21 protein-coding genes are annotated in these 25,313 nt (G+C 70.5%); 12 read left to right on the top strand and 9 right to left on the bottom strand.

Annotated elements, in window-relative coordinates:
- Positions 1-281 precede the first annotated feature (281 nt).
- Positions 282-911, bottom strand: coding sequence for a DUF305 domain-containing protein (locus tag ACIRC0_RS14310; RefSeq protein WP_403615711.1), 630 nt, complete (start codon positions 909-911; stop codon positions 282-284).
- Positions 908-1,636 (bottom strand): DUF3105 domain-containing protein, encoded by a 729-nt coding sequence (locus ACIRC0_RS14305; RefSeq protein WP_403615709.1) that lies wholly within the window; start codon positions 1,634-1,636, stop codon positions 908-910. Before ACIRC0_RS14305 ends, ACIRC0_RS14310 begins: the two co-directional genes overlap by 4 nt.
- 155 nt (positions 1,637-1,791) lie before the next feature.
- Here ACIRC0_RS14305 and ACIRC0_RS14300 point away from each other — a divergent pair, with 155 nt between their 5' ends.
- Positions 1,792-2,226 carry an RrF2 family transcriptional regulator gene (locus ACIRC0_RS14300; protein WP_403615707.1) on the top strand — a complete coding sequence of 145 codons (435 nt, stop codon included), beginning with the start codon at positions 1,792-1,794 and terminating at the stop codon, positions 2,224-2,226.
- A 349-nt stretch (positions 2,227-2,575) separates the two neighbouring features.
- On the opposite strand, the gene ACIRC0_RS14295 is transcribed toward ACIRC0_RS14300, so the two are convergent.
- Positions 2,576-3,145 (bottom strand): DUF4232 domain-containing protein, encoded by a 570-nt coding sequence (locus ACIRC0_RS14295; RefSeq protein ID WP_403615704.1) that lies wholly within the window; start codon positions 3,143-3,145, stop codon positions 2,576-2,578.
- Between the two features lie 131 nt (positions 3,146-3,276).
- On the bottom strand, positions 3,277-4,458 hold the full coding sequence (locus ACIRC0_RS14290) for a globin domain-containing protein (RefSeq protein ID WP_403615702.1): 1,182 nt from the start codon (positions 4,456-4,458) through the stop codon (positions 3,277-3,279).
- Between the two features lie 317 nt (positions 4,459-4,775).
- Here ACIRC0_RS14290 and glnA point away from each other — a divergent pair, with 317 nt between their 5' ends.
- Positions 4,776-6,137, top strand: a complete 1,362-nt coding sequence (glnA, locus tag ACIRC0_RS14285; RefSeq protein ID WP_403615699.1) for a type I glutamate--ammonia ligase — start codon at positions 4,776-4,778, stop codon at positions 6,135-6,137.
- A 98-nt stretch (positions 6,138-6,235) separates the two neighbouring features.
- Positions 6,236-6,952 carry a DUF899 family protein gene (locus ACIRC0_RS14280; RefSeq protein WP_403615696.1) on the top strand — a complete coding sequence of 239 codons (717 nt, stop codon included), beginning with the start codon at positions 6,236-6,238 and terminating at the stop codon, positions 6,950-6,952.
- 3 nt (positions 6,953-6,955) lie between these two features.
- Here ACIRC0_RS14280 and ACIRC0_RS14275 read toward each other — a convergent pair whose 3' ends face one another.
- The 3 genes from ACIRC0_RS14275 to ACIRC0_RS14265 are packed head-to-tail and all read right to left on the bottom strand — an operon-like array spanning position 6,956 to position 10,189.
- A complete protein-coding gene (locus tag ACIRC0_RS14275) occupies positions 6,956-7,993 on the bottom strand; it encodes a TolB family protein (protein ID WP_403615693.1) in 1,038 nt (345 codons plus the stop codon).
- Positions 7,990-9,300, bottom strand: coding sequence for an MFS transporter (locus tag ACIRC0_RS14270; RefSeq protein ID WP_403615690.1), 1,311 nt, complete (start codon positions 9,298-9,300; stop codon positions 7,990-7,992). The genes ACIRC0_RS14275 and ACIRC0_RS14270 overlap by 4 nt, the downstream gene beginning before the upstream one ends.
- 1 nt (position 9,301) lies before the next feature.
- Positions 9,302-10,189 carry an alkaline phosphatase family protein gene (locus tag ACIRC0_RS14265; protein WP_403615687.1) on the bottom strand — a complete coding sequence of 296 codons (888 nt, stop codon included), beginning with the start codon at positions 10,187-10,189 and terminating at the stop codon, positions 9,302-9,304.
- 310 nt (positions 10,190-10,499) lie between these two features.
- Between ACIRC0_RS14265 and ACIRC0_RS14260 the strand changes: the two genes are divergently transcribed.
- From ACIRC0_RS14260 to ACIRC0_RS14245, 4 genes are all read left to right on the top strand, one after another.
- Entirely contained in the window at positions 10,500-10,979 is a 480-nt protein-coding gene (locus ACIRC0_RS14260; RefSeq protein WP_403615684.1) for a hypothetical protein, read from the top strand.
- Between the two features lie 58 nt (positions 10,980-11,037).
- Positions 11,038-11,493 (top strand): nucleoside deaminase, encoded by a 456-nt coding sequence (locus ACIRC0_RS14255; protein WP_403615682.1) that lies wholly within the window; start codon positions 11,038-11,040, stop codon positions 11,491-11,493.
- A 78-nt stretch (positions 11,494-11,571) separates the two neighbouring features.
- Positions 11,572-12,507, top strand: coding sequence for a DUF72 domain-containing protein (locus ACIRC0_RS14250; RefSeq protein ID WP_403615680.1), 936 nt, complete (start codon positions 11,572-11,574; stop codon positions 12,505-12,507).
- Between the two features lie 415 nt (positions 12,508-12,922).
- Positions 12,923-15,922 (top strand): bifunctional [glutamine synthetase] adenylyltransferase/[glutamine synthetase]-adenylyl-L-tyrosine phosphorylase, encoded by a 3,000-nt coding sequence (locus ACIRC0_RS14245; RefSeq protein ID WP_403615678.1) that lies wholly within the window; start codon positions 12,923-12,925, stop codon positions 15,920-15,922.
- Between the two features lie 18 nt (positions 15,923-15,940).
- On the opposite strand, the gene ACIRC0_RS14240 is transcribed toward ACIRC0_RS14245, so the two are convergent.
- Complete coding sequence (locus tag ACIRC0_RS14240; RefSeq protein ID WP_403615675.1) at positions 15,941-16,810, bottom strand: phosphatase PAP2 family protein; 870 nt, start codon at positions 16,808-16,810, stop codon at positions 15,941-15,943.
- 108 nt (positions 16,811-16,918) lie between these two features.
- Entirely contained in the window at positions 16,919-17,953 is a 1,035-nt protein-coding gene (locus ACIRC0_RS14235) for a LacI family DNA-binding transcriptional regulator (RefSeq protein WP_103843642.1), read from the bottom strand.
- A 426-nt stretch (positions 17,954-18,379) separates the two neighbouring features.
- Here ACIRC0_RS14235 and ACIRC0_RS14230 point away from each other — a divergent pair, with 426 nt between their 5' ends.
- The 5 genes from ACIRC0_RS14230 (at position 18,380) to ACIRC0_RS14210 (ending at position 25,279) form a co-directional block, all read left to right on the top strand.
- Positions 18,380-19,654 carry an extracellular solute-binding protein gene (locus ACIRC0_RS14230; protein ID WP_403615671.1) on the top strand — a complete coding sequence of 425 codons (1,275 nt, stop codon included), beginning with the start codon at positions 18,380-18,382 and terminating at the stop codon, positions 19,652-19,654.
- Positions 19,655-19,817: 163 nt separating this feature from the next.
- Positions 19,818-20,822 carry a carbohydrate ABC transporter permease gene (locus ACIRC0_RS14225; protein ID WP_403615668.1) on the top strand — a complete coding sequence of 335 codons (1,005 nt, stop codon included), beginning with the start codon at positions 19,818-19,820 and terminating at the stop codon, positions 20,820-20,822.
- Between the two features lie 13 nt (positions 20,823-20,835).
- Positions 20,836-21,756 carry a sugar ABC transporter permease gene (locus ACIRC0_RS14220; RefSeq protein WP_403615665.1) on the top strand — a complete coding sequence of 307 codons (921 nt, stop codon included), beginning with the start codon at positions 20,836-20,838 and terminating at the stop codon, positions 21,754-21,756.
- A gap of 156 nt (positions 21,757-21,912) precedes the next feature.
- The gene (locus ACIRC0_RS14215) at positions 21,913-23,589 is read left to right on the top strand and encodes a glycoside hydrolase family 13 protein (protein ID WP_403615662.1); all 1,677 of its coding nucleotides are present in this window, start codon (positions 21,913-21,915) and stop codon (positions 23,587-23,589) included.
- 307 nt (positions 23,590-23,896) lie between these two features.
- The gene (locus tag ACIRC0_RS14210; protein WP_403615659.1) at positions 23,897-25,279 is read left to right on the top strand and encodes an alpha-amylase family protein; all 1,383 of its coding nucleotides are present in this window, start codon (positions 23,897-23,899) and stop codon (positions 25,277-25,279) included.
- The last annotated feature ends 34 nt before the right edge of the window (positions 25,280-25,313 follow it).

Genomic DNA, 25,313 nt, shown 5'->3' with positions numbered 1-25,313 from the left:
GTTCGCATGCATGTAGTGGTCGATACGTCATGCAGTCCGCGTGCCGGCCCGCGGCGGTTCGGCCGACCGTATGGATCACACGATGGGGGTCACTCTGTCGATGAACGATTCATGCCAGGGGAATGAAAAGGCCAAGGAAACCCCAAGTGGTCGCGGCCACTTGGGGTTTGGGTGGGTTTGGGCGTTCCCCGTGTGTTGCGGAAAGGTTGCGATTCCCGGGATGCCCTTGCGGCGAACTCCGTTCGATGCCGCTTTGTCGACTTGTATGCAGACCGGTGGCGTCAGGTGCGCGGCTCGGCGCCGCGTTCCTCGAGCATCGTCGTCATCAGGTCGATCTCCGACCGCTGTGCGTCGACCATGCCCTGCGCGAGCCTCTTCTCCACGCCCACCGTGCACTTGGCGACACAGCCCTCGGCCATGTGGATGCCGCCCTTGTGGTGGTCGGTCATCAGTTGCAGGTAGAGGATCTCCGCCTGCTTGCCGCTGAGTTCGCCCAGCTTCTTGAGCTCCGTGTTGGTCGCCATGCCCGGCATCAGCGCACCGTCCTTGCCGGAGGCCATGCCGCCCATGCCCATCCACGTCATCGGCGGCTCGGAGGACACCTTCGGCAGCCCCCACAGGTCGAGCCAGCCCAGCAGCATGCCGCGCTGGTTGGCCTGCGTCTGCGCGATGTCGTACGCGAGGCGGCGCACCTCCTCGTTCCCGGTGCGGTCGCGCACGATGTACGACATCTCGACGGCCTGCTGGTGGTGGACCGCCATGTCCCGCGCGAAGCCGGCGTCGGCCGAGTCCGCGGCGGGCACGCGGACGCTCCCCGACCCGCCGTCCTCGGCGACCGCGTACGTGATCGCGCCCGTCGCGACGAGCGCCGCCGCCACGGCCCCGGTGATCCAGCCGATGTGCCGGCTCACCGCATCGTCCCGCCGGTGCACGAGGCGCCCGGCTCCGGCGTCTGCTCGCCCTGGACGTAGGTCGCGAGGAACCGGTCGACGCCCGGGTCGCCGGCGCTCCGCACGGAGAGCTGGTGGCCCCAGGCCGTGAGCATGATCGGGCTCGCCTGGTTCTCGTAGGGGCTCATCAGCGTGTACGGGGTTTTCCTGACCTTCGCCGCGAGCGCGGCGACGTCGGCCTTCGACGCCTTGCTGGAGTACGTCACCCACACCGCGCCGTGCTCCAGCGAGTGCACGGCGTTCTCGTCCCTGACCGGCTCGGTGTAGACGTCGCCGTTGCAGTTCAGCCACACCGGGTTGTGGTCGCCGCCGACGGGCGGGTGCATCGGGTAGGGCACGTTCGTGGTGACGTGGTTGCGTGACAGCCTGCCCGTCCAGATCCGCACCCCGTCCTTGCCGGTGACGAAGTGGCCGGTGTCCTTCGCGCTCTTCGCAGGGCCCTTGGAGCCGCTCGTCGTGCCCTTGGAGCCGCCGGCCGAGTCCTTCGAGCCGCTCGCCGCGGCGGCCTTGCTCCCGGACTGCGAGTCGATGAGGACCACCCCGCCGACGACGAGACCGGCGACGACGACCACGCTCGCCGCGATCGTCAGGATGCGGTTGCGGCGCTCACGTGCGCGTTCCGCACGGCGCATCTGCTCCATGCGGGCCTTGCGCTCGGCGGAACCGGGGGTGGGGGCGGAGCCCATGGCGCGTCCTTCGGGGGAAAAGGGACCTTCGGGACCGCTGATCGTAGTGGGGCGAAAGTCCCTGGACCTAGGCCGGACCACCCGAATGGCGGAGGGGGGGCGGCCTTCCCGCCGAATAATTTGAAGCGAGGATGCGCATTATCTACGCTGACGGCATGCGGCTGTTGCGCTCCACCGACCTGGCGCTGCGGGTCCTGATGAGGCTCGCCGTCGCCGGCGACTCCAGCCCCACGACCCGCGAGGTCGCGGGGGCCATGGACGTGCCGTACACGCACGCCGCGAAGGTCGTGGCCGAACTGACGCACATGGGACTCCTCGATGCCCGCCGCGGCCGGGGCGGCGGGCTCACGCTCACCGAGGCGGGGCGCACCGCGTCGGTCGGCGCGGTCGTGCGCCGCTTCGAGGGGGAGGGCGACGTCGTCGACTGCGAGGGCGCCACGCCCTGTCCCCTGCACACCGGCTGCCGGCTGCGGGGCGCGCTGCGCCGGGCCCAGGAGGCGTTCTTCGCGTCGCTGGACCCGGTGACGGTCGAGGACGTGGTGGCGGCGCCGACGGGGCCGCTGCTTCTCGGTATCCCCTCAGTGCTGTGACGGCGAACGGCGGGGTCTCGACCTCGTCCCGTGCCTGTGGGCTGCTGCATACGATGCAAGCGTCGGCGGACCGCTTCTGAGCGGTACGGTCGCTCTCCTGCCCCCACCGTGCTCCCGGCAGTGCAGGCTTCCCCTTGTGCGCCGACGCCCCGGGCGAGATCGTCTCGCATCGCCACGGTCACGGCTCCGGCTGTCGCAGGGCACTGCAGAACGTGGCCGTCTCGTGGCGCAACGGGGACACCTGCACCGTGTACTGCCTGGCCGGTGAGTTCGGACGGCGCGCGGGAGGCGGTTGCGCGTCCGCCCGGCTCAGGCGCCCGGGGCCCGGCTCAGGCGCCCGCGGCGCGGCTCAGGCGCCCGTGGCGCGGAAAGCGGTGGCGCGCACACTGGTCCCGCAGAGTGCGAAGTCGCCGCCGTCGTCCGGGGCCAGTTGCCGGCCCCCGCCCGCGACGCCCACCACGATCGAGGGCGCGACAAAGGGCGCGGCGCCGGACGCGCAGTACCCGCTCGCCTCGCCGAGGACGGGCGTGAAGGTGAGCTGCGTCGAGGCCCGGCCGCCGACTGCCAGCGTCACCGGTTTCGAGGCGCCCTGGCGGACGACCTGGAGAGGTTTGTTCCTCTCGGGCGAGCCCATGCCGGCGAGGGCGACGGTGGGATAACCCTTGAGCACGCACGGTCGAGAGCCGTGGTTGACGACCGTCACCACCACCTGGCCCGACGCCAGGCGCTGTGCGCTGCTCGCGACGAGCTGCGCACTCGTGCACGGGGCGACCGTCACCTGTGGCGACGTGGCCCCGTCCGCCATCGCAGCGGCAGAGGCTGCGGCAGGGTCTGCGGCCGACAGGCCTGCCGCGACAGCCGCTCCGGCCGCGGCCGCGGACAAGATCATCCCCAGGGGTTTCCTCGTCGTGCCTGCCATGAGCGCTGTCCTCCGCGTCGAAGGGTGGTGGCTCGACCTCCCACCCTCGAAGGTCTCGCCTGCCTCACCGGCCTCACAGTCCACGGTCGCATCAAGACCCCTCACCGGCCAGCCGGGCAGCCGCAGCGGGATCAGTCCTGAGCGAGCCAGAGGTCCGGCCCGAACACCTCGTAGTGGATGTCGGCGGGGGCCACACCCTTCTCGATCAGCTGGGCGCGCACCGCGCGCATGAAGGGCAGCGGACCGCACAGGTACGCGCGCGTGCCCGACGCGACCGGCACGCCGCTCAGGTCCGCGAGGCCCGTGTGCGCGCCCTCGGGGGCGTCCTGTTCGTACCAGAAGTGCACGGCGGCGTCCGGCAGCTTGGCCGCGAAGCCCTCGTGGTCGGTGCGCAGGGCGTGCGTGGCGGGGGAGCGGTCGGCGTGCACCACGGTGACCGGGGCGCGGTGGCCGGTGCGGGCGAGCTGCTCGAGCATGGCGATCATCGGGGTCACGCCGATGCCGGCGGAGGCGAGCAGCAGGGGCGCGTCGGTGGCGTCCAGGACCAGGTCGCCGTACGGGGCGGACAGCTCCAGGGTGTCGCCCTCGCGCACGCGCGCGTGGAGGTGACCGGAGACCTCGCCGTCCGGCGTGTCGCCGCCGTGGACGCGCTTGACGCCGATCTGGCGCACCGGGGAGCCCGGCGCGGCGGACAGGCTGTACTGGCGGATCTGCCGGGCGCCGTCCGGGAGTTCCACGCGGACGGAGACGTACTGGCCGGGGCGGAAGTCGGGCACCGGGCCGTCGTCGGCCGGGCGGAGCTGGAAGGTGGCGACGTCCGCCGTCTCCTCGACGCGCCCTACGACCCGCCACCGCCGCCAGCCGGACTGTCCGCTCGCCTCGTACAGCCGCTTCTCGATCGCGACCAGCGCGTTCGCCATCAGCCAGTAGACCTCGTCCCAGGCGGCGGCGACCTCGGGGGTGACCGCGTCGCCGAGGACCTCGGCGATGGCCGCGAAGAGGTGCTGATGGACGACCTTGTACTGCTCGGGCGTGACGCCCAGCGAGGCGTGCTTGTGGGCGATACGGCCCAGCATCACGTCGGGGCGCTGGTCCGGGTGCTCCAGCAGGTGGGTGGCGAAGGCGGCGATCGAGCCCGCCAGCGCCTGGCGCTGGGTGCCTGCCGCCTGGTTGCCGCGGTTGAACAGGTCCCGCAGCAGCTCCGGGTGGGCGGCGAACAGCCCGTCGTAGAAGCGCTCGGTGATCTCGGCCAGTGAGGCGCCGACGGCGGGGAGTGTCGCGCGCACGGTGGCGGCGGACTGCTCGGAGAGCATCGGGACTCCTTTTGTGAAGGAAGGGTGGGCTTCGGCCCGCTCGGCCATCGGCACCGTAATAAAACTTGCATCTTGGATGCAAATTAGCGAGGCGCGAGACGGGCGAGATCGGCCATTACGCATGGGCCGCCGAACAGGCAAGATGGGCGTCAGAGCAGGACACCTGCCGTATGCGAGGCGTTCAGCCCGGGGTCGGGCGGCCGATCAAGGTCCGCAACGCGCATGAAATGCTGTTGTGGTGGGATGCTCAGGTGCCCGACCGCCTCCCGTGGTGCGGGAGACAGGCGGCCTGACCAGCAAGGATGGGGAAGCGGAAGATGGACAAGCAGCAGGAGTTCGTGCTCCGGACCTTGGAGGAGCGCGACATCCGGTTCGTACGCCTGTGGTTCACGGACGTGCTGGGCTTCCTCAAGTCCGTGGCCGTGGCCCCTGCCGAGCTTGAGCAGGCGTTCGACGAGGGCATCGGCTTCGACGGCTCCGCCATCGAGGGCTTCGCCCGCGTCTACGAGTCCGACATGATCGCCAAGCCGGACCCGTCGACCTTCCAGATCCTGCCCTGGCGCGCGGAGGCCCCCGGCACGGCCCGTATGTTCTGCGACATCCTCATGCCGGACGGTTCGCCGTCCTTTGCGGACCCCCGGTACGTCCTCAAGCGCGCCCTGGCCCGCGCCTCCGACCTCGGCTTCACCTTCTACACCCACCCCGAGATCGAGTTCTTCCTGCTGAAGGACCGGCCGCTGGACGGCAGCCGCCCGACGCCGGCCGACAACTCCGGCTACTTCGACCACACCCCGCAGAACGTCGGCATGGACTTCCGCCGCCAGGCGATCACCATGCTGGAGTCGATGGGCATCTCGGTCGAGTTCTCCCACCACGAGGGCGCCCCGGGCCAGCAGGAGATCGACCTGCGGTACGCCGACGCGCTGTCCACCGCCGACAACATCATGACGTTCCGCCTGGTCATGAAGCAGGTGGCGCTGGAGCAGGGCGTGCAGGCCACCTTCATGCCGAAGCCGTTCTCCGAGCACCCCGGCTCCGGTATGCACACGCACCTGTCCCTGTTCGAGGGTGACCGGAACGCGTTCTACGAGTCCGGCGCGGAGTACCAGCTGTCCAAGGTGGGCCGCTCCTTCATCGCCGGCCTGCTGCGGCACGCCGGGGAGACCTCGGCGATCACCAACCAGTGGGTGAACTCCTACAAGCGCATCTGGGGCGGCACCGAGCGCACCGCGGGCGCCGGCGGCGAGGCGCCGTCGTACATCTGCTGGGGACACAACAACCGCTCGGCCCTGGTCCGGGTCCCGATGTACAAGCCGGGCAAGACCGGGTCCGCCCGTGTCGAGGTCCGCTCGCTGGACACCGGCGCGAACCCGTACCTGGCCTACGCGGTCCTGCTGGCCGCCGGCCTGAAGGGCATCGAGGAGGGCTACGAGCTGCCTCCGGGCGCCGAGGACGACGTGTGGGCCCTGACGGACTCCGAGCGCCGCGCGATGGGCATCGAGCCGCTGCCGCAGAACCTGGGCGAGGCGCTCACGCTGATGCAGCGCAGCGACCTGATCGCCGAGACGCTCGGCGAGCACGTGTTCGACTTCTTCCTGCGCAACAAGAAGCAGGAGTGGGAGGAGTACCGCTCGGAGGTCACGGCGTTCGAGCTGCGGAAGAACCTGCCGGTGCTGTAGGCGCAGGTCCCAGGGGTCTGCTGGGCGGGGGCCGACGGTCGCGGACCGTCGGCCCCCGCCGCGTCCCGGCGCCCTCGGGCGTGTCGTCCTAGACTCGAATGATCTCGGGGCTCCCCACCCAGGAGGTCGTGATGGTGCGGCACACCCGACTGCCCGGCGAGTCCGCGGACTACCTCGCCGCCCGCGAAGAACTCCGGCTCGCCGAGATCGAGCTCATGCGCCACCGCGAGAAGGTCGCGGCCCGGCGCCGGGCGCTCCCTCAGGGCCCCGTCGTCGACGACTACGTCTTCCTCGAAGGCCCGGCGGACCTCGACGAGGGCGACACCCCCGTCCGCGAGGTCACCCTCAGCGGGCTGTTCACCGCCCCGGACCGGCCGCTGATCGTCTACCACTTCATGTACGGCAAGCTTCAGACCGACCCCTGCCCGATGTGCACCCTGTGGATCGACGGCTTCAACGGCGTCGCCCACCACATCGCCCAGAACGCCGACTTCGCCGTCGCCGCCGCAGCCGACCCGCCCACCCTGCGGCAGCACGCCCGCGACCGCGGCTGGTCCCGGCTGCGCCTGCTGAGCTGCGGCGACAGCACCTTCAAGTACGACCTCGGCAGCGAGGACGAGGACGGCGCGCAGGACTCCACCGTCTCCGTCTTCACCCGGGACGGCGACGGCGCGGTCCGCCACTTCTACTCCGCGCACCCGCGCATGGCCGAGGACATCGACCAGCGCGGCATCGATCTGCTCAACCCCGTCTGGCACCTCCTCGACCTGACCCCGGGCGGTCGCGGCGACTGGTTCGCGGGACTGGACTACTGACGATCAGGACGCCGGCCCCGTCCCGCCGACGAACGCCGGGGACACCGCCGCGCCGTCGATCCGGCGCGGGGCGCCCGTGCCGTCCGCCGGGACCTGGTACAGGTCCGCTCCGAAGTCGCCCGGCAGCGCGTATACCACCGTGTGTTCGTCCCGCCAGACCGCCTGGTCGTCCACGCTGCGGGTCTCCGCGAGCGGGGTTTCGCGCATCGTGCGCAGGTCCAGCACGTACAGGTGCCAGGGGGCGTCCTTGGGCAGGCCCTTCACCCGTTTCTTGTACGCGATCCGCGTGCCGTCGGGGGACAGGGACGGGCACTCGACGTTCGGGTGGAGGGTGGTGACCGTGCGGGCGCGCAGGTCGCCCCGCACCAGGTACGTCGTGCCCTTCGTCGCCAGGGTCGCGTAGAACGTGCGGTCGTCGGACGCGAACGTCACGCCCCAGAAGTTCACGTCCGACGCGTGGTACGTCCTGCCGTCCTTGACGATGCGGTACGCCTCCAGGGACGGGGTCAGCGCGCCCGTGCGGGTGTCCACGATCGCCGCACGGGTCGAGAAGTTCGTTCCCGCGTACGAGTCGCCGCCCACGAACGCCGTCCACGCCGCGTAGTGGCCGCTGGGGGAGACCCGGGCGCGGGACGGGATGCCGGGGACGTCGTAGTGCGCCCTGATGTGCAGGGACGCGTCGAGGATTAGCGCGCGGTAGGTGTCCGAGACCGGCCCGTGCACGGCCTGGAGGCAGACTCCGGTGCCCGCGGCGGCGTAGAAGCGCAGGCACTTCACGCCCGACGCGGTCCGCGGGCCGGAGGGGTCCGACGCCGGGACCGTCGTGAGTTCGTCGCGGTGCGGGCCCCACGCCATGTTGCGGAACACCATGCGGCCGGGCTCGGTGAGCGTGACCTTGCCCGAGGTGATCCGAGGGCCGCCGGCCTGGGCCTGGTCCCTGCGCTCCGCCCGCGCCGACGCGTGCAGGACCGAGGCCGTGCCGACCCCCGCCAGGACCAGGAGGGCCGAGAGCAGGACCAGGATGCGGGTGCGTACCGTCATGCCGTGCCTTTCGGGCGGAGCGTCGTCAGGGAGAAGGCCGCGCACACCGCGAGCGCCACCGCGGAGGCCGTCAGGGCCGTACGGTCGCCCCACACCGTCCAGGCCGCCCCGAACCCCAGCGAGCAGGCGAACCGGGCGAGCGCCTGCCCCGTCTGCACCAGGGCGAGCCCGGAGGAGCGCAGTTCCTCGGGGACGCTGTCGGAGGCCGCCGCCATCAGCACGCCGTCGGTGGCCGCGTAGAAGCCGCCGTGCAGGGCGAGCACGGCGTACGGCAGGGCCGCCGCATGCCAGGACGTGAGCAGCAGGGCGTAGGCCAGGAGCAGCGCCGCGTGGCCCGCCAGGAAGATCCGCCAGCGGCCCACCTTGTCCGCGAGCCGCCCGAGCGGCATCGCCAGCAGCAGGAACGCGGCCGCCGTGCCCAGCGGCAGCAGCGCGAACCAGCGGTCGGGGACACCGAGGCGCCGTTGCAGCAGCAGGTAGACGAAGGAGTCGCTGACCGTGGCGAGGCCGAGCAGCAGCGCGCAGACCGTGAGACGGCGCAGGTCGCGGCGGTGCAGCAGGGCGAGGGCGGCGCGGAGGGTCGGCCGGGGGCCGTCACCGGCCGCCGGGGAGTGCGCGCGGCCGCCCGGCACGAACAGCACCAGGACGAGGACGCCCGTCACGGCCACGCAGAAGCTCACCGTGAACACCGCGTCGTAGCCGTCCACCGTCGCCCGCAGGATCAGGAACGCCACGAGCGGGCCGAGCAGCGCGCCCGCCGTGTCCATCGCACGGTGCACACCGAAGGCGCGGCCACGGGTCTCCGGGGTGCTGGACAGGGAGATCAGCGCGTCCCGGGGAGCGGTGCGCAGGCCCTTGCCGGTGCGGTCGGCGGCCAGGACCAGGCCGACGGGGGTGAGGGTGTGGGCCACCAGCAGAAGGGGTTTGCACAGGGCCGAGATGCCGTAGCCGAGGCCCGCCACCCACTTGTGACGGCCTCCGCCCCGGTCGGCGAGATGGCCTCCGGCGAGCCGTACGAGCGCGGAGAAGCCGTTGTAGACGCCGTCCAGCAGGCCGAAGCCCAGCGGGGACAGGCCGAGGCCCGTGACGAGGTACAGCGGGAGCACCGCCGTGACCATCTCGGAGGAGACGTCGGTGATCAGGCTGACCGCGCCGAGCGCGAGCACGGTCGGGGCGACCGCGGTGAGGCGCCGCCCGGCACGGGGCCGGGCGGCGCCGTCCGCGGACGCCGGCGCCGATGGGGGTCCCCCCTGCTCGAGCGAAGCCGAGAGCTTGGGGGAGCCGGCGCGGCTGTCCGCTACGTACATGTCACGACGCCCAGATGCCGGTGATGTCCGTGGCGGAGGCGGCGTTGCCCGCGTGCGTCGTCAGGCCCTGGGTGTCCTCCAGGGTGCGCAGCAGGTCGTAGTGGTTGTAGGTGGTGGAGGTGCTGGACCCTGGGATCACCGGCTGGCCGTACAGCACCGTCGGGATGCGGTTGCCGCTGAGCCTGTTGTCCTCGTCGAAGGTGACGACGAGGAGGCTGTTGTGGGTCTTGGCCCAGGTGGCGTAGGCGCCCAGGTTGTTCTTCAGCCAGGTGTCCCCGGTCGAGATCGAGCAGTCGTGCATGTCGCTGCACAGGTTGGGGACGACGAAGGACAGCTGGGGCAGCGTGGTGTAGTCGGTGGGGAACTGCGCGAAGGTCTTGGCGCTGGACGTCGGCACGTTGCCGAAGGCGAACCACGGGTTGTGCTTGCGGGCGTAGTTGCCGCTGCTGCACGTGGTCGAGCCCTGGCTGGGCAGCGACTCGTTGTAGCTGGCCCACGTGCGGCCCGCGGCGAGCTGCTCGGAGGCCAGGTTGCGGGCGGAGGAGAAGCCGGGTGTGTAGCAGCTGTCGTCCGTGATGCCCTGGGTGGATCCGGAGAACAGCGCGAGGTAGTTGGGCTGGCTGGGGTGGGTGATGGCGTAGGACTGGGTGAGGTTGGCGCCGCCGGACTTCAGCGAGTTGATGTACGGGGCGCTGGAGGAGCCGATGATCTGGCTGTACGCGTGATTCTCCATGACCACGACGACCACGTGGTCCGGGCTGGGGACGGAGCCCGCGGCGTGCGCGGACTCACCGCCGAGACCGGTCCACAGCCCGATCGCTGCTGCGGCGAAGGCCGCCACGGACGCCACGGTGGTACGGGTGCGGCGGTACAGGGAACTGCCGGACACAATCAACCTCCGGTGAGGGGAGGGGCTACGGGGGGCAGCGCTGCCAGAGCATGCTCACGCCAAGGTGCCCTCGCCCCACGTCACACGACCCGGCGGATGAAGAGCCGGTGAACTGCTGGGTCACCGGCCGGTGGTGACGATCGGTGAGACGGCTCCCGGCTCGCGTCACGCATCACTTGTCTGTTCGTTTTACCTGCGCACCACGTGTCATTTCACTGTCTACCGATCAAAGCGCCGCGGCTCTATGCTGCTCACCGGCACCGGCTGACCGCCGGCCCAGGGGGAGCGAAGCGGGGGGATTGTGCCTGCCTTGAACAAGGCTTATTCGTGGCTGTTCGAAGGCATTTATCGAAAAAACGAGGACGGGATTCGGCACCTGGCGGCGGTCAGGTCGCTCCAACCCCATCAGGACGATGCCTTCGAGCACGACTACCTCTACTCGTGTCTCAGTGTTCTGGACAGTAAAGCGCAAGCCCTGCTCTCGTACGACGGAATCCTGATGGCGGCCAGCTCCATCACTCTTTCGCTTTTCTCCCGCGATATCACCGCCGGAAGCGTACTGGCGTTCTCGTCCCTCGCCGCGAGTGGACTTTCATCCGCTCTCTGCCTCAGCGTGGTGTGGGTTCGCTGGACGGACACCGGAGATCTGGAGAACTCCGACGACCTCTTCCTCGAGCTGCTGCGGGTGCGCAACAGGAGGACATTGAGTTATCGAATATCGTGGGTTGTCGCGCAGTTGGCGGCGATCCTGCTCCTGCTCGGGGTCCTTCTCGAAAGGCGACTTTCCTGACGGCGGGCCCCCGCAGGCGGTATCGACCCGTTACGTGTGCTGACGTATGCTGCCGGTCGTGACTCTCACAACGGTGGACAAGGAATGCTTCGACGCTGCGCTGAATGAGGCCCGAGAGGGCCTGCAGGAAGGGGGAGTTCCCATCGGTGCGGCGCTACGACTCGACGACCGCCTGATCGCCGTCGGGCGCAACGAGCGAGTGCAGCACAACGACCCCATCGCACACGGTGAGATGGCGTGTCTCCGCAATGCCGGCCGGTTGCGGTCGTATGCGGGCGCCACGTTGTACACGACCTTGTCTCCGTGTGAAATGTGCACCGGCGCGATCCTTTTGTTCGGCATCAAGCGGCTCGTTGTCGGTGAAGCGACCACCTTCGTGGGTGACTTGGCGGCTCTGAAGGCACGCGGCGTGGACGTCGTACTCCTCGACGATTCCCGGTGCAAGGATCTCATGAAGGAATTCCAGACCAGATTCCCGGGCATCTGGGCGGAGGACATCGGGGAAGCGCCGTAGGCCGATCGGCCGGGACCCGGCACGGGCCGCCCACGCCCGGCCGGACATGGCAGGGCGTCCGCGGGTAACACGGCCCTCATGGGCGACATCCTGGTGGGGACGTGTTCGTGGACGGACCGGGCGCTGGTGGCGAGTGGCTGGTATCCGCGGGGGCGGCGCGACGCGGAGGGGCGGCTGAGGTTCTACGCCGAGCGGTTTCCCGTGGTCGAGGCGGACTCCTCGTACTACGCGCTGCCCAGCGAACGCACCAGTCGCCTGTGGGTGGAGCGGACACCGGACGCCTTCGTCTTCGACGTCAAGGCCTTCTCACTGCTGACGGGACATCCGACGCGGCCGGACGCGCTGCCCGCCGACCTGCGGCCGGCCCTGACCCGACGGCGCGCCCCGGATCCGGGCGGCGGCGACGCGGGCCTGCTCGACGAGTTATGGGCGCGCTTCACCGAAGCGCTGGCGCCGCTGCGGCAGGCCGGACGGCTCGGGACGGTGCTGTTCCAGTTCCCTCCCTCTCTCACTCCCGGCCCACGGTCGGAGGCGTTCGTACGCGCCTGCCGTGAGCGGGCCCGCGGCTGGCCGTTCGCCGTCGAGTTCCGGCACCCGGACTGGTGGCGGGGCGAGTGGGAGACGGCCACCGCGGCACTGCTCGCGGATCTGGACGCCACCGCGGTCGCCGTGGACACGGCGCGGGACCTGCCGACCTCGATGCCGCCCGTCTCACCGGTCACGACACGGCGGCTGGCCGTCGTCCGCTTCCACGGGCGCAGCCCGCACTGGGGCACCGGGTCCAAGGAGGACGCCTACCGCCACGCGTACACCGAGAGGGAGCTGGCGGAGTGGGTGCCGCGCGTGCGGGGCCTGGCCGAGCGGACGGAACAGGTGCACGTCCTGTTCAACAACTGCTGCGCCGACGCGGCGGTCCGCGCGGCGGAGACGATGCGTCGCCTGCTGGGGGAGCAGGTGCCGCACCAGCAGCGCCACGCCTTCACGCCACTGCCGGGGCTGTGGCCGGGGGACTGACACCCGTGGCACGGCCATCCGTGGCCGACGCGCTCGCAGGGCACCGTCACTCGCGGCCTGCGTGCCCGCAGGGCACCGTCGGTCGCGCCCCGCGTGCGCGCAACCACCGTCGGTCGCGCCCCGCGGGCGGCAACCACCGCCATACGAGCCCCGCGCGCCCGCAGTCACCGCACTCGTGCCGCGCGTCCGCAGCCACCGCCACCGCGCCACGGCGCCCGCAGCCACCGCCACTCGCGCTCGCAGGGCGCCGACCCGCACCCGTAGCGTCCGCATGCGACCCCGCTCCTACCGCACCCGCACGGCCCCGTACCCGAGGGCCTGCGCCCCGTAGGGGACCGCCCCGGCGCTCCCGTCCCCGTCTCCGGTTACGCTCAAAGCCGCAGGACCTTGATCTCGATGCTCGGGAGGCCGAGGGATGACCGTGCCCCAGGGGCGCAGAAGCAGCACCTTCACGCGGCTGCTGCGACACGGTTTCACCGACCCCTCCGCCGCCGAGCGGCTGCTGGAGAGCGTCGAGCTGGCGCCGGTCAGGTCCGACCCCGTCCTGCTCGACGCCCTGGGCGCCACCGCCGACCCCGATCTCGCGCTCGGCGGCCTCGTCCGGCTGCTGGAGGCGCAGCCCGCGCCCACCGCCCGCCGCGAGCTGCTCGACACGTTGATCTCGGCCAAGCCCCTGCGCGACCGGCTGCTCGGTGTCCTCGGCGCCTCCGCGGCGCTCGCCGACCACCTCGCCCGCCACCCCGGCGACTGGCAGGCCCTCGTCAACTACGAGCCGCACGACCTGCACCCCGGCGTGGCGGAGTTCGAGCGGCAGCTCGCCGAGGCCACGGACCCCGTCTCGCTGCGCGTCGCCTACCGCCGCTGCCTGCTGTCCATCGCCGCCCGCGACGTCTGCGGCACCACCGACGTCGCCCAGGCCGCCGCCGAACTGGCCGACCTGGCCACCGCCACCCTGCGTGCCGCCCTCGGCATCGCCCGCGCCGCCGCCCCCGACGACGCGGCGCTGTGCCGGCTCGCGGTGATCGGCATGGGCAAGTGCGGCGGCCACGAGCTCAACTACGTCTCCGACGTCGACGTCATCTTCGTCGGCGAGGCCGTGAGCGGCGCCGACGAGCGCAAGGCCCTCCAGGCCGCCACCCGGCTCGCCTCGCACATGATGCGGATCTGCTCCGAGACGACCGTCGAGGGCAGCATCTGGCCGGTGGACGCCAATCTGCGCCCCGAGGGCAGAAACGGTCCGCTGGTGCGCACCCTGGCCAGCCACCTCGCCTACTACCAGCGCTGGGCCAAGACCTGGGAGTTCCAGGCCCTGCTCAAGGCGCGCCCGGTGGCCGGCGACCTCGACCTCGGCGAGGAGTACGTCGCCACCCTCGCCCCGCTGGTCTGGCAGGCGGCCGAGCGGGAGAACTTCGTCGCCGACGTGCAGAAGATGCGCCGCCGGGTCGTCGAGAACATCCCCGCGGGGGAGGTCGAGCGGGAGCTGAAGCTCGGTCCGGGCGGCCTGCGGGACGTGGAGTTCGCCGTCCAGCTGCTGCAGCTGGTGCACGGGCGGTCCGACTCCTCGCTGCGCAGCGGCACCACCCTGGACGCGCTCAAGGCCCTCGCCTCCGGCGGCTACGTCGGCCGCGCCGACGCCGCGCAGCTCGACGACGCCTACCGCTTCCTGCGCTCCATGGAGCACCGCATCCAGCTCTACCGGCTGCGCCGCACCCACCTCGTCCCCGAGGACGAGGCCGACCTGCGCCGCCTCGGCCGCTCCCTCGGCCTGCGCACCGATCCCGTCGCCGCGCTCCGGCGTGAGTGGAAGCGGCACACCGGCGTCGTACGCCGGCTGCACGAGAAGCTCTTCTACCGCCCGCTGCTCGACGCCGTCGCCCAACTCGCCCCCGGCGAGGCCCGGCTGAGCCCCGACGCGGCCCGGGAACGGCTCGTCGCGCTCGGCTACGCGGACCCGGCCGCCGCCCTGCGCCACCTGGAGGCGCTGGCGTCCGGCGTCACCCGCAAGGCCGCCATCCAGCGCACCCTGCTGCCCGTGCTGCTCGGCTGGTTCGCCGACTCCGCCGACCCGGACGCGGGCCTGCTCAACTTCCGCAAGGTCTCCGACGCGCTCGGCAAGACCCCCTGGTACCTGCGGCTGCTGCGGGACGAGGGCGCCGCCGCCGAGAACCTCGCCCGCGTGCTGTCCGCCGGCCGGCTCGCCCCCGACCTGCTGATGCGCGCCCCCGAGGCGGTGGCCCTGCTCGGCGACGGGGACGGCGGCGGACTCGAACCCCGCTCCCGCGTCCACCTGGAACAGGAGATCCTCGCCGCCGTCGGCCGCGCCGAGAACGCCGAACAGGCGGTCACGGTGGCGCGCGGTGTACGGCGGCGGGAGCTGTTCCGTACGGCCGCCACGGACATCGTCGGCTCCTACGGCACCGAGGAGATCCCCGCCCGCCCGGACCAGGGTGCCCTGGTGGACCTGGTCGGCGGCGCGGTCTCGGACCTGACGGCGGCGACCCTCGCGGGCACCCTGCGCGCGGTGGTCCGTGACGGCTGGGGCGACACCCTGCCCACCCGGTTCGCCGTCATCGGCATGGGCCGCTTCGGCGGGCACGAGCTGGGCTACGGCTCCGACGCGGACGTGATCTTCGTGCACGAGCCGCAGGACGGCGTGGACGAGCGGGAGGCCGCCGAGGCCGCGAACAAGGTCGTGTCGGAGATGCGGCGGCTGCTGCAGATCCCGAGCACCGACCCGCCCCTGCTGATCGACGCCGACCTGCGCCCCGAGGGCAAGTCGGGACCGCTCGTGCGCACCCTGACCTCGTACGCGGCCTACTACCGCCGCTGGTCGCTGATGTGGGAGTCGCACGCGCTGCTGCGGGCCGAGCCGGTCGCCGGGGACGAGGACCTGGGCCGCCGTTTCATCGAACTGGTCGACCCCCTGCGCTACCCCGCGCAGGGGCTCGGCGACGACGCCGTGCGCGAGATCCGGCGCCTGAAGGCCCGTATGGAGTCCGAGCGGCTGCCGCGGGGCGCCGACAAGACCCTGCACACCAAGCTGGGCCGCGGCGGCCTGTCGGACGTGGAGTGGACGGTCCAGCTGCTGCAGCTCCAGCACGGCCGGTCGGAGCCGGGCCTGCGCACCACCCGCACCCGCGCCGCCCTCGCCGCCGCCTGCGCCGCGGGCCTGATCAGCGACGAGGACGCCGCGATCCTGGACGAGGCCTGGGTCCTCGCCACCCGGGTGCGCAACGCGGTGATGCTGGTCCGGGGCCGCGCGGGCGACACGTTCCCCTCCGAGACCCGCGAGCTGGCCGCCGTGGGCCGCTACCTCGGGTACGGCCCGGGCCACGTCGGGGACATGCTGGACGACTACCGGCGTACGACACGCAGGGCACGCGGCGTGGTGGAGAAGCTGTTCTACGGGTCGTGACGCGCCGGCGCCGGTGGATCACGCCCGCACCGGCACCAGCGTCGGCTCGCCCGCCGTCGCCACCCGTCGCGGCAGTGCGTACGGCAGCGCGCCGTACCAGACCCGCGCCATCGTGAAGCCGAACGCCAGGCAGAGCGTGCCGCCCACCGCGTCCAGCCAGAAGTGGTTGGCGGTGGCGACGATCACGACCAGTGTCGTCGCCGGGTACAGCAGGGCCAGGACCCGCGCCCACGGCACCGTCGACAGGGCGAAGATGGTCAGACCGCACCACAGCGACCAGCCGATGTGCATCGACGGCATCGCCGCGTACTGGTTCGACATGTCCTTCAGGTCGCCCGACGCCATCGAACCCCACGTGTGGTGCACCACCACCGTGTCGACGAAGTGCCCGCCGTTCATCAGGCGCGGCGGCGCCAGCGGGAAGAAGTAGTAGCCGAGCAGCGCCACGCCGGTCGTGGCGAACAGGGCGAGGCGGGTGGCCGCGTACCGGCCCGGATGGCTGCGGTACAGCCACACCAGGACACCCAGCGTCACCACGAAGTGCAGGGTGGCGTAGTAGTAGTTCATCCCGATGATCAGCCATGTCACCGAGTTCACGGCGTGGTTGACCGAGTCCTCGACGGCGATCCCCAGGTGGTTCTCCAGCCGCCACACCCAGTCCGCGTTGCTCAGCGCCTCGGCCTTCTGCTCCGGCACGGCGTTGCGGACCAGCGAGTAGGTCCAGTAACTCAGCGCGATCAGCAGGATTTCGAACCAGAAGCGCGGGCGGCGGGGAGTGCGGATCCGGCGCAGGGCGCCGTCGATCGCGCCGTCCCGCGTGTCGTCCGTGACGGGCCGGGGAGCGGCCTGCTCCTGGCCCCCCACCGCCGGCACGGTCGTTTCACCCATAGGTACAGAGTCTGCCAGAAAAGGGTTCCCCCACCGATCATCCCCGGGCAGGGTTCCGGCCACCCGTTCTCCAACCGGCGTACTGGTACGCAGCGCCGGAACTACTGCCTAGGGACGACTCCGGTCACCGGGCGCCGAAGCAGTCGACCCGCGCACCACCAGCTCCGGCATGAACACGAATTCACTGTGGGGTGCGGGCGTCCCACCGATCTCCTCCAGCAACGTACGCACCGCCGCCTGCCCCATCGCCGGGACCGGCTTGCGGATCGTCGTCAGCGGCGGGTCCGTGAACGCGATGAGCGGCGAGTCGTCGAAGCCCACCACCGAGATGTCCGTGGGGACTTCCAGGCCCCGCTGCCGCGCCGCCCGTATCGCCCCGAGCGCCATCATGTCGCTCGCGCACACCACCGCCGTGCAGTCCCGGTCGATCAGCGCGGACGCCGCCGCCTGACCACCCTCCAGGGTGTACAGCGAGTGCTGGATCAGCCGCGACTCGATGTCCTCGACGGTCAGCCCGAGCTGCTCCTGCATGGTGCGCACGAAACCCTCGATCTTGCGCTGCACCGGCACGAACCGCTTGGGACCGAGCGCGAGTCCGATCCGGGTGTGCCCGAGGGACACCAGGTGCGTCACCGCGAGGGCCATCGCGGCCCGGTCGTCGGGGGAGATGAACGGCGCCTGCACCTTCGGGGAGAAGCCGTCCACCAGGACGTACGGCACGCCCTGGGCGCGCAGCCGCTCGTAGCGCTGCATGTCTGCGGTGGTGTCCGCGTGCAGCCCGGAGACGTAGATGATGCCGGCGACCCCGCGGTCCACGAGCATCTCCGTCAGCTCGTCCTCGGTGGAGCCGCCCGGCGTCTGCGTCGCCAGCACCGGTGTGTACCCCTGCCGGGTCAGGGCCTGGCCGATGACCTGGGCCAGGGCGGGGAATATCGGGTTCTCCAGCTCCGGGGTGATCAGGCCCACCAGCCCCTCGCTGCGCTGCCGCAGCCGGACCGGGCGCTCGTAGCCGAGCACGTCGAGAGCGGCCAGCACGGACTGGCGGGTGGTCGCCGCGACGCCCGGCTTTCCGTTCAGGACACGGCTCACGGTCGCCTCGCTGACCCCCGCCTGCGCCGCGATGTCGGCAAGCCGTGTGGTCACGGCACTGGACTGTACCGGCCGCGTCTCCGCTTGCCCACCAAAGGGACGCCGGGCCCGGGCGGTTGAACGCCCCGCTGCGGGTTGCTGCGTCATCGCGCTCCCTCGTGTTCTGTTTCGGCGTCCGGTCCGCAACGGGATGATTCCCGCGCCGGTGACGTATGGCAAGAGCTTGCAGAGTCTTGCACAACTGTTCGTGATCCCGCAGATCGGCTGCAAATGCAGGTCTACAGGCCCTCACGGCGAGGTCACGGCGGGGTAACCATTGTCGCCTCTTTCACTTTTTTGCTGCAAGGTCTTTCGCGGCGATTGCATCGCTGTTACGTTCACCGTCGCCCGGCGGCCGCAAGGAAGCAGTCGGCAGTCGGCAGGGGCGGCAGACGGGGCCGCCACCTGTAGCACTCGGGCTTTCACCCTCAAGGAGAACTCATGCGGCGTGGCATAGCGGCCACCGCGCTGGTGGCGTCCGTCGCCCTCGCGGCGACGGCCTGCGGCGGAAGTGACGGCGGCAGCGGCAAGTCCGACGGCCCGGTCACCATCACCTGGTGGGACACCTCCAACGCCACCAATGAGGCGCCCACGTACCAGGCGCTGGTCAAGGACTTCGAGAAGGCCAACCCGACCATCAAGGTCAAGTACGTCAACGTCCCCTTCGACCAGGCGCAGAACAAGTTCGACACCGCCGCAGGCTCCAAGGGCGCCCCCGATGTGCTGCGCTCCGAGGTCGGCTGGACCCCCGCCTTCGCCAAGAAGGGCTACTTCCTGCCGCTGGACGGCACCGCGGCCCTCGCCGACCAGAGCAAGTTCCAGCCCAGCCTGATCAAGCAGGCCCAGTACGACGGCAAGACCTACGGCGTGCCGCTGGTCACCGACACCCTCGCCCTGGTGTACAACAAGGCCCTGTTCAAGAAGGCCGGCATCACCGAGGCCCCCAAGACCTGGGACGAGCTGAAGTCCGACGCCGCGAAGGTCAAGGACAAGACCGGCGCCGACGGCTACTGGGGCTCCACCCAGGCCTACTACGCCCAGACCTTCCTCTACGGCGAGGGCACCGACACCGTCGACGCCGGCGCCAAGAAGATCACCGTGAACTCGGCCGCCGCGAAGAAGGCGTACGGCACCTGGCTGAGCACGTTCTCCGGCAAGGGCCTGCACAAGGCCGACACCACCGCCGACGCCTACGCCCACATCCAGGACGCGTTCGTCAGCGGCAAGGTCGCCGCGATCATCCAGGGCCCCTGGGAGATCACGAACTTCTACAAGGGCTCCGCCTTCGGCGACAAGTCCAACCTCGGCATCGCCACCGTCCCGGCCGGCTCCACCGGCAAGGCGGGCGCCCCGACCGGCGGCCACAACCTCTCCGTCTACGCCGGCTCCGACAAGGCCCACCAGGAAGCGGCGCTGAAGTTCCTGGGCTTCATGACCTCGGCGAAGTCCCAGGAGACCATCGCCCTGAAGAACTCCACGCTGCCCACGCGCGACGACGCCTACACCGCGCAGGTCAAGGCCGACCCCGGCATCGCCGGCTACCAGTCGGTCCTGTCCGCCGCCCAGCCGCGCCCGGCGCTGCCCGAGTACAGCTCGCTGTGGGGCCCGCTCGACACCGAGCTGCCCAAGATCGCGGGCGGTAAGGAACCGCTGGACAAGGGCCTGAGCAACGTGGAACTCGCGATCGCCAAGCTGGTCCCCGACTTCAGCAAGTGAGCCGCCGTGGCCGCCGGATCCCCCTGGGGGAGGGATCCGGCGGCCTCCGGCCTGTGCCAGGGCCTCTCGTTCGGATCATGCCGGGCTGGCTGATCCGGCCTGATCCAAACGAAAGACCTTGGGCCCCCCTCGATCCGCAGACCTCCGAGAAGGTTGTCGAACCATGACAGTCGCCATCGACCGAGCGACCGGCAAGCGGCGCGGTGAGCCGGGACCGCGACCCGGCCTGGGCCGGCGCATCAGACACGGCTACCAGAAACACTGGTACGCCTACGCGATGATCGCACCGGTGGCGGTCGTGCTCGGCGTCCTCGTGCTGTACCCCCTGGTGTACGGCCTCTACCTGACGCTCACCGACGCCAACAGCCTCAACACCGCCCGCACGATCGGCGTCAACCACATCGACGCCACATACAAGTTCATCGGGCTCGACAACTACAAGGACATCCTGTTCGGCCCGACCTCCTACGACCGCTTCTGGTCGCACTTCATCTGGACCATCGTGTGGACCGCGCTGTGCGTGGCACTCCACTACACGATCGGGCTCGGACTGGCCCTGCTGCTCAACCAGAAGCTTCGGGGGCAGACCTTCTACCGGCTGATCCTGATCCTGCCGTGGGCCGTGCCCACCTTCGTCACCGTCTTCGGCTGGCGCTTCATGCTCGCGGACGGCGGCATCATCAACTCGGCACTGCACGCCCTGCACCTGCCGACGCCGTCCTGGCTCGAGGACACCTTCTGGCAACGGTTCGCCGCGATCATGGTCAACACCTGGTGTGGTGTGCCGTTCATGATGGTCTCGCTGCTCGGCGGCCTGCAGTCCATCGACGCCTCCCTGTACGAGGCCGCCGAGATGGACGGCGCGAACGCATGGCAGCGGTTCCGGTACGTCACCCTTCCGGGTCTGAAGTCCGTCAGCTCCACCGTCGTCCTGCTCGGCATCATCTGGACCTTCAACCAGTTCGCCGTCATCTTCCTGCTGTTCGGCAACACCGCCCCCGACGCCCAGATCCTCGTCACCTGGGCGTACTACCTGGGCTTCGGACAGCAGCCGCGTGACTTCGCGCAGTCGGCGGCCTACGGCATCCTGCTGCTGGCCATCCTGATCGTCTTCACCTCGTTCTACCGCCGCTGGCTGAACCGCAACGAGCAGCAGCTCGCGATCTGAGGCAGGAGTTCCCATGAGCACGACCACACCCGCTCCGCTCAAGGGCGACCGCCCGGTGACCCCGCAGGCTCTGGCTTCCCTGTCGCGTGGCCCCGCCCGCCGCCGCGGTGAGCGCAGCCTCGCCGGTTCCCTCGCCTCCCACGGCATCCTGATCGTCGCGAGCCTGATCGCGCTGTTCCCGGTGGCCTGGCTGGTCTTCCTGTCCCTCGGCCCGGACAAGGACGACTATCTGCATCCGGGGCAGATCTGGCACAAGATGACGTTCGACAACTACTCGTTCGTCCTGCAGCACACGAACTTCTTCGACTGGCTGAAAAGCTCGCTGATCGTCTCGCTCGGCACCACCGTGATCGGTGTCCTCGTCGCGGCGACCACCGGCTACGCCGTCTCCCGCATGCGCTTCCCGGGCTACAGGAAGCTGATGTGGGTGCTGCTGGTCACTCAGATGTTCCCGATCGCGGTGCTCATCGTGCCGATGTACCAGATCCTTTCGGACCTCGGGCTCATCGACAGCTACCTCGGCCTGATCCTCGTCTACTGCTCGACCGCGGTGCCGTACAGCGCCTGGCTCCTCAAGGGCTACTTCGACACGATCCCGTTCGAGATCGACGAGGCGGGGCGCGTCGACGGCCTGACGCCGTTCGGCACCTTCACGCGCCTGATCCTGCCGCTGGCCAAGCCGGGCCTGGCGGTCGCCGCCTTCTACAACTTCATCACCGCCTTCGGCGAAGTGGCGTTCGCCTCGACGTTCATGCTGGACGACACCAAGTACACCTTCGCCGTCGGCCTCCAGAGCTTCGTCAGCGAGCACGACGCCCAGCGCAACCTGATGGCCGCCACCGCGGTGCTGATCGCGATACCCGTGTCGGCGTTCTTCTACCTGGTGCAGAAGAACCTGGTGACCGGCCTCACCGCGGGCGGCACGAAGGGCTGAGTCCCACTTTCTGGAACAACGGCTCCCGCGCGCCTGTCCGCGCGGGTGGCGGCCGCGGTGCCTATCCGACCCCGCCGGCACCGCGGCCGCCTCGTCAGCCCCTCCGCCGTACCCATGCCCATGACCCGAAGCACTCCGTTACGTACCAAGGACGCCATGAGCCAGCACTCCGCCGACCCGGCCCCGACCCCCACCTCCGCAGCGGCCGTCGCCACCGTCGCCAAGCGCCGCGACTGGTGGCGGGACGCGGTGATCTACCAGGTCTATCCGCGCAGCTTCGCCGACAGCAACGGCGACGGCATGGGTGACCTGGAGGGCGTACGTTCCCGACTTCCGTACCTGCGCGACCTCGGCGTGGACGCCGTGTGGCTCAGCCCCTTCTACGCCTCGCCGCAGGCCGACGCCGGCTACGACGTGGCGGACTACCGTGCCGTCGACCCCATGTTCGGCAACCTGCTGGACGCGGACGCGCTGATCCGCGACGCCCACGAACTGGGCCTGCGCGTCATCGTCGACCTGGTCCCCAACCACTCCTCCGACCAGCACGAGTGGTTCAAGCGGGCGGTCGCCGAGGGCCCCGGCTCGCCGCTGCGGGACCGCTACCACTTCCGCCCCGGCAAGGGGGAGAACGGCGAACTCCCGCCCAACGACTGGGAGTCCATCTTCGGCGGCCCGGCCTGGACCAGGGTCCCGGACGGCGAGTGGTACCTGCACCTCTTCGCCCCCGAACAGCCCGACTTCAACTGGAACCACCCGGCCGTCGGCGACGAGTTCCGCTCGATCCTCCGCTTCTGGCTGGACATGGGCGTCGACGGCTTCCGCATCGACGTCGCCCACGGTCTGGTGAAGGCCGACGGCCTGCCCGACCTCGGCACCCACGACCAGCTCAAGCTGCTGGGCAACGATGTCATGCCGTTCTTCGACCAGGACGGCGTGCACGAGATCTACCGCGAGTGGCGCACGATCCTCGACGAATACACGGGCGACCGCATTTTCGTCGCCGAGGCCTGGACTCCGACCATCGAGCGCACCGCGAACTACGTCCGTCCGGACGAACTGCACCAGGCCTTCAACTTCCAGTATCTGAGCACCCACTGGAACGCGGCCGAACTGCGCGACGTCATCGACCGCACCCTCGACGCGATGCGCCCGGTCGGCGCCCCCGCCACCTGGGTCCTGTCCAACCACGACGTGACCCGGCACGCCACCCGCTTCGCCCACGACGCGGCCCTCGGCACCCAGATCCGCGAGGCGGGCGACCGCGAACTGGGTCTCAGGCGGGCGAGGGCGGCGACCCTGCTGATGCTGGCGCTGCCGGGATCGGCGTACGTCTACCAGGGCGAGGAACTGGGCCTCCCGGACGTCGTGGACCTCCCCGACGAGGTCCGCCAGGACCCCGCCTACTTCCGGGGCGCCGGCCAGGACGGCTTCCGCGACGGCTGCCGGGTCCCGATCCCGTGGACGCGTACGGGTACGTCGTACGGCTTCGGCGCCGGCGGCAGCTGGCTCCCGCAGCCGGAGAACTGGGGTGAGTTGAGCGTGGAGGCCCAGCAGGGCGTCCCCGGTTCCACCCTGGAGCTGTACCGCACGGCACTCGCGGCCCGCCGCTCCCACGCCGACCTGGGCGCGGGTGACGCGGTGGAGTGGCTGAAGGCCCCCGAGGGCGTCCTCGCCTTCCGCCGCGGCGAGTTCGTCTGCGTGGCGAACACGACGGGCGAGGCGGTGACGATCCCGGCGTACGGCCGCGTGCTGGTAGCGAGCTCCGAGGTGACGATCGCGGAGGCGGAGGCGAAACTGCCGTCGGACGCGACGGTGTGGTGGACGGCTTCCTGAGCGATACGTCAGATGCGTCGCAGGGCCCGCCGTCGCTGGGGACGGCGGGCCCTTGCGGTTTGCGGGCCAGGAAACTGACGACCTTCCTCAAAGCAGGGCGCTGACAGGGCGGCACGCTCTGTTGGTCCGGCGCTTTTCGCGTAGGTGACAGGGGCATGTCCGCAGGGTTGACCGCCGAGGGCGGGGCTCGTACGGTCTGCTGCACTGCAAGTGGTTGAAAACTTGCAGCAATTCCCTTCAGGGGGTCTCAGTGCCCTCTCACAGGACCTCCCCTCAGCAGATCCTTCAACGGAGAAGGAACCCCCACATGCCCAGCAGAACGCTCTCCGGCGCCCTCGCCCTCGTGGCGGCCGCGTCGGTCGCACTCGCCGTCCCCGCCGGGACCGCCCAGGCCTCCCCGCCCGGCACCAAGGACGTCACCGCCGTCCTCTTCGAGTGGAACTTCGCCTCGGTCGCCAAGGAGTGCACCAACACCCTCGGCCCCGCCGGCTACGGTTACGTCCAGGTCTCCCCGCCCGCCGAGCACATACAGGGCTCCCAGTGGTGGACGTCCTACCAGCCGGTCAGCTACAGGATCGCGGGCCGTCTCGGCGACCGCACGGCCTTTCAGAACATGGTCAAGACCTGCCATGCGGCGGGTGTGAAGGTCGTCGTCGACACCGTCGTCAACCACATGTCGGCCGGCAGCGGCACCGGCACGGGCGGCTCCTCCTACACGAAGTACGACTATCCCGGCCTTTACTCGTACGCCGACTTCGACGACTGCACCGCCCAGGTCACCAACTACCAGGACCGCTGGAACGTCCAGCACTGCGAACTCGTGGGCCTCGCCGATCTGGACACCGGCGAGGAGCACGTCCGCAGCACGATCGCCGGCTACATGAACGACCTGCTCAGCCTGGGCGTCGACGGCTTCCGCATCGACGCCGCCAAGCACATCCCGGCGGACGACCTGGCCAACATCAAGTCGAGGCTGACCAACCCGGCCGCGTACTGGAAGCAGGAGGTCATCTACGGCGCCGGTGAGGCGGTCCAGCCCACCGAGTACACCGGCAACGGCGACGTCCAGGAATTCCGCTACGCCTACGACCTCAAGCGGGTCTTCAACAGCGAGAAGCTCGCGTACCTGAGCAACTTCGGTGAGCCCTGGGGCTATCTGAGCAGCTCGGTCGCCGGGGTCTTCGTGGACAACCACGACACCGAGCGCAACGGCTCGACCCTCGACTACAAGGACGGCGCCAACTACACACTGGCGAACGTCTTCATGCTCGCCTGGCCGTACGGCGCGCCCGACATCAACTCCGGCTACGAGTGGTCCGACGCGGACGCCGGTCCGCCGAACGGGGGACAGGTCAACGCCTGCTGGCAGGACGGCTGGAAGTGCCAGCACGCGTGGCCGGAGATCAAGTCGATGGTCGCCTTCCGCAACGCCACGCGCGGCCAGGCGGTCACCAAGTGGTGGGACGACGGCAACAACCTCATCGCGTTCGGCCGTGGAAGCAAGGGCTATGTGGTGATCAACCACGAGAGCACGACGGCCGACCGCTGGTTCGAGACGTCGCTGCCGCCCGGCACGTACTGCGATGTGCAGGGCAACAGGACCGTGACGGTGAACAGCAGCGGCTGGTTCCAGGCGTCGGTCGCCCCGAACACGGCGCTCGCCCTCTACGCGGGCAAGTCCAGCTGCTGAGCCCGTACTTCCCGAGGGGGCCCGCCGCTCGCCG

The organism is Streptomyces sp. NPDC093984 (genome assembly GCF_044764595.1).
Classification (GTDB): domain Bacteria; phylum Actinomycetota; class Actinomycetes; order Streptomycetales; family Streptomycetaceae; genus Streptomyces; species Streptomyces cynarae.
The sequence above is the reverse complement of the archived record's forward strand: the minus strand, read 5'-3'. Positions and strand labels throughout refer to the sequence as shown.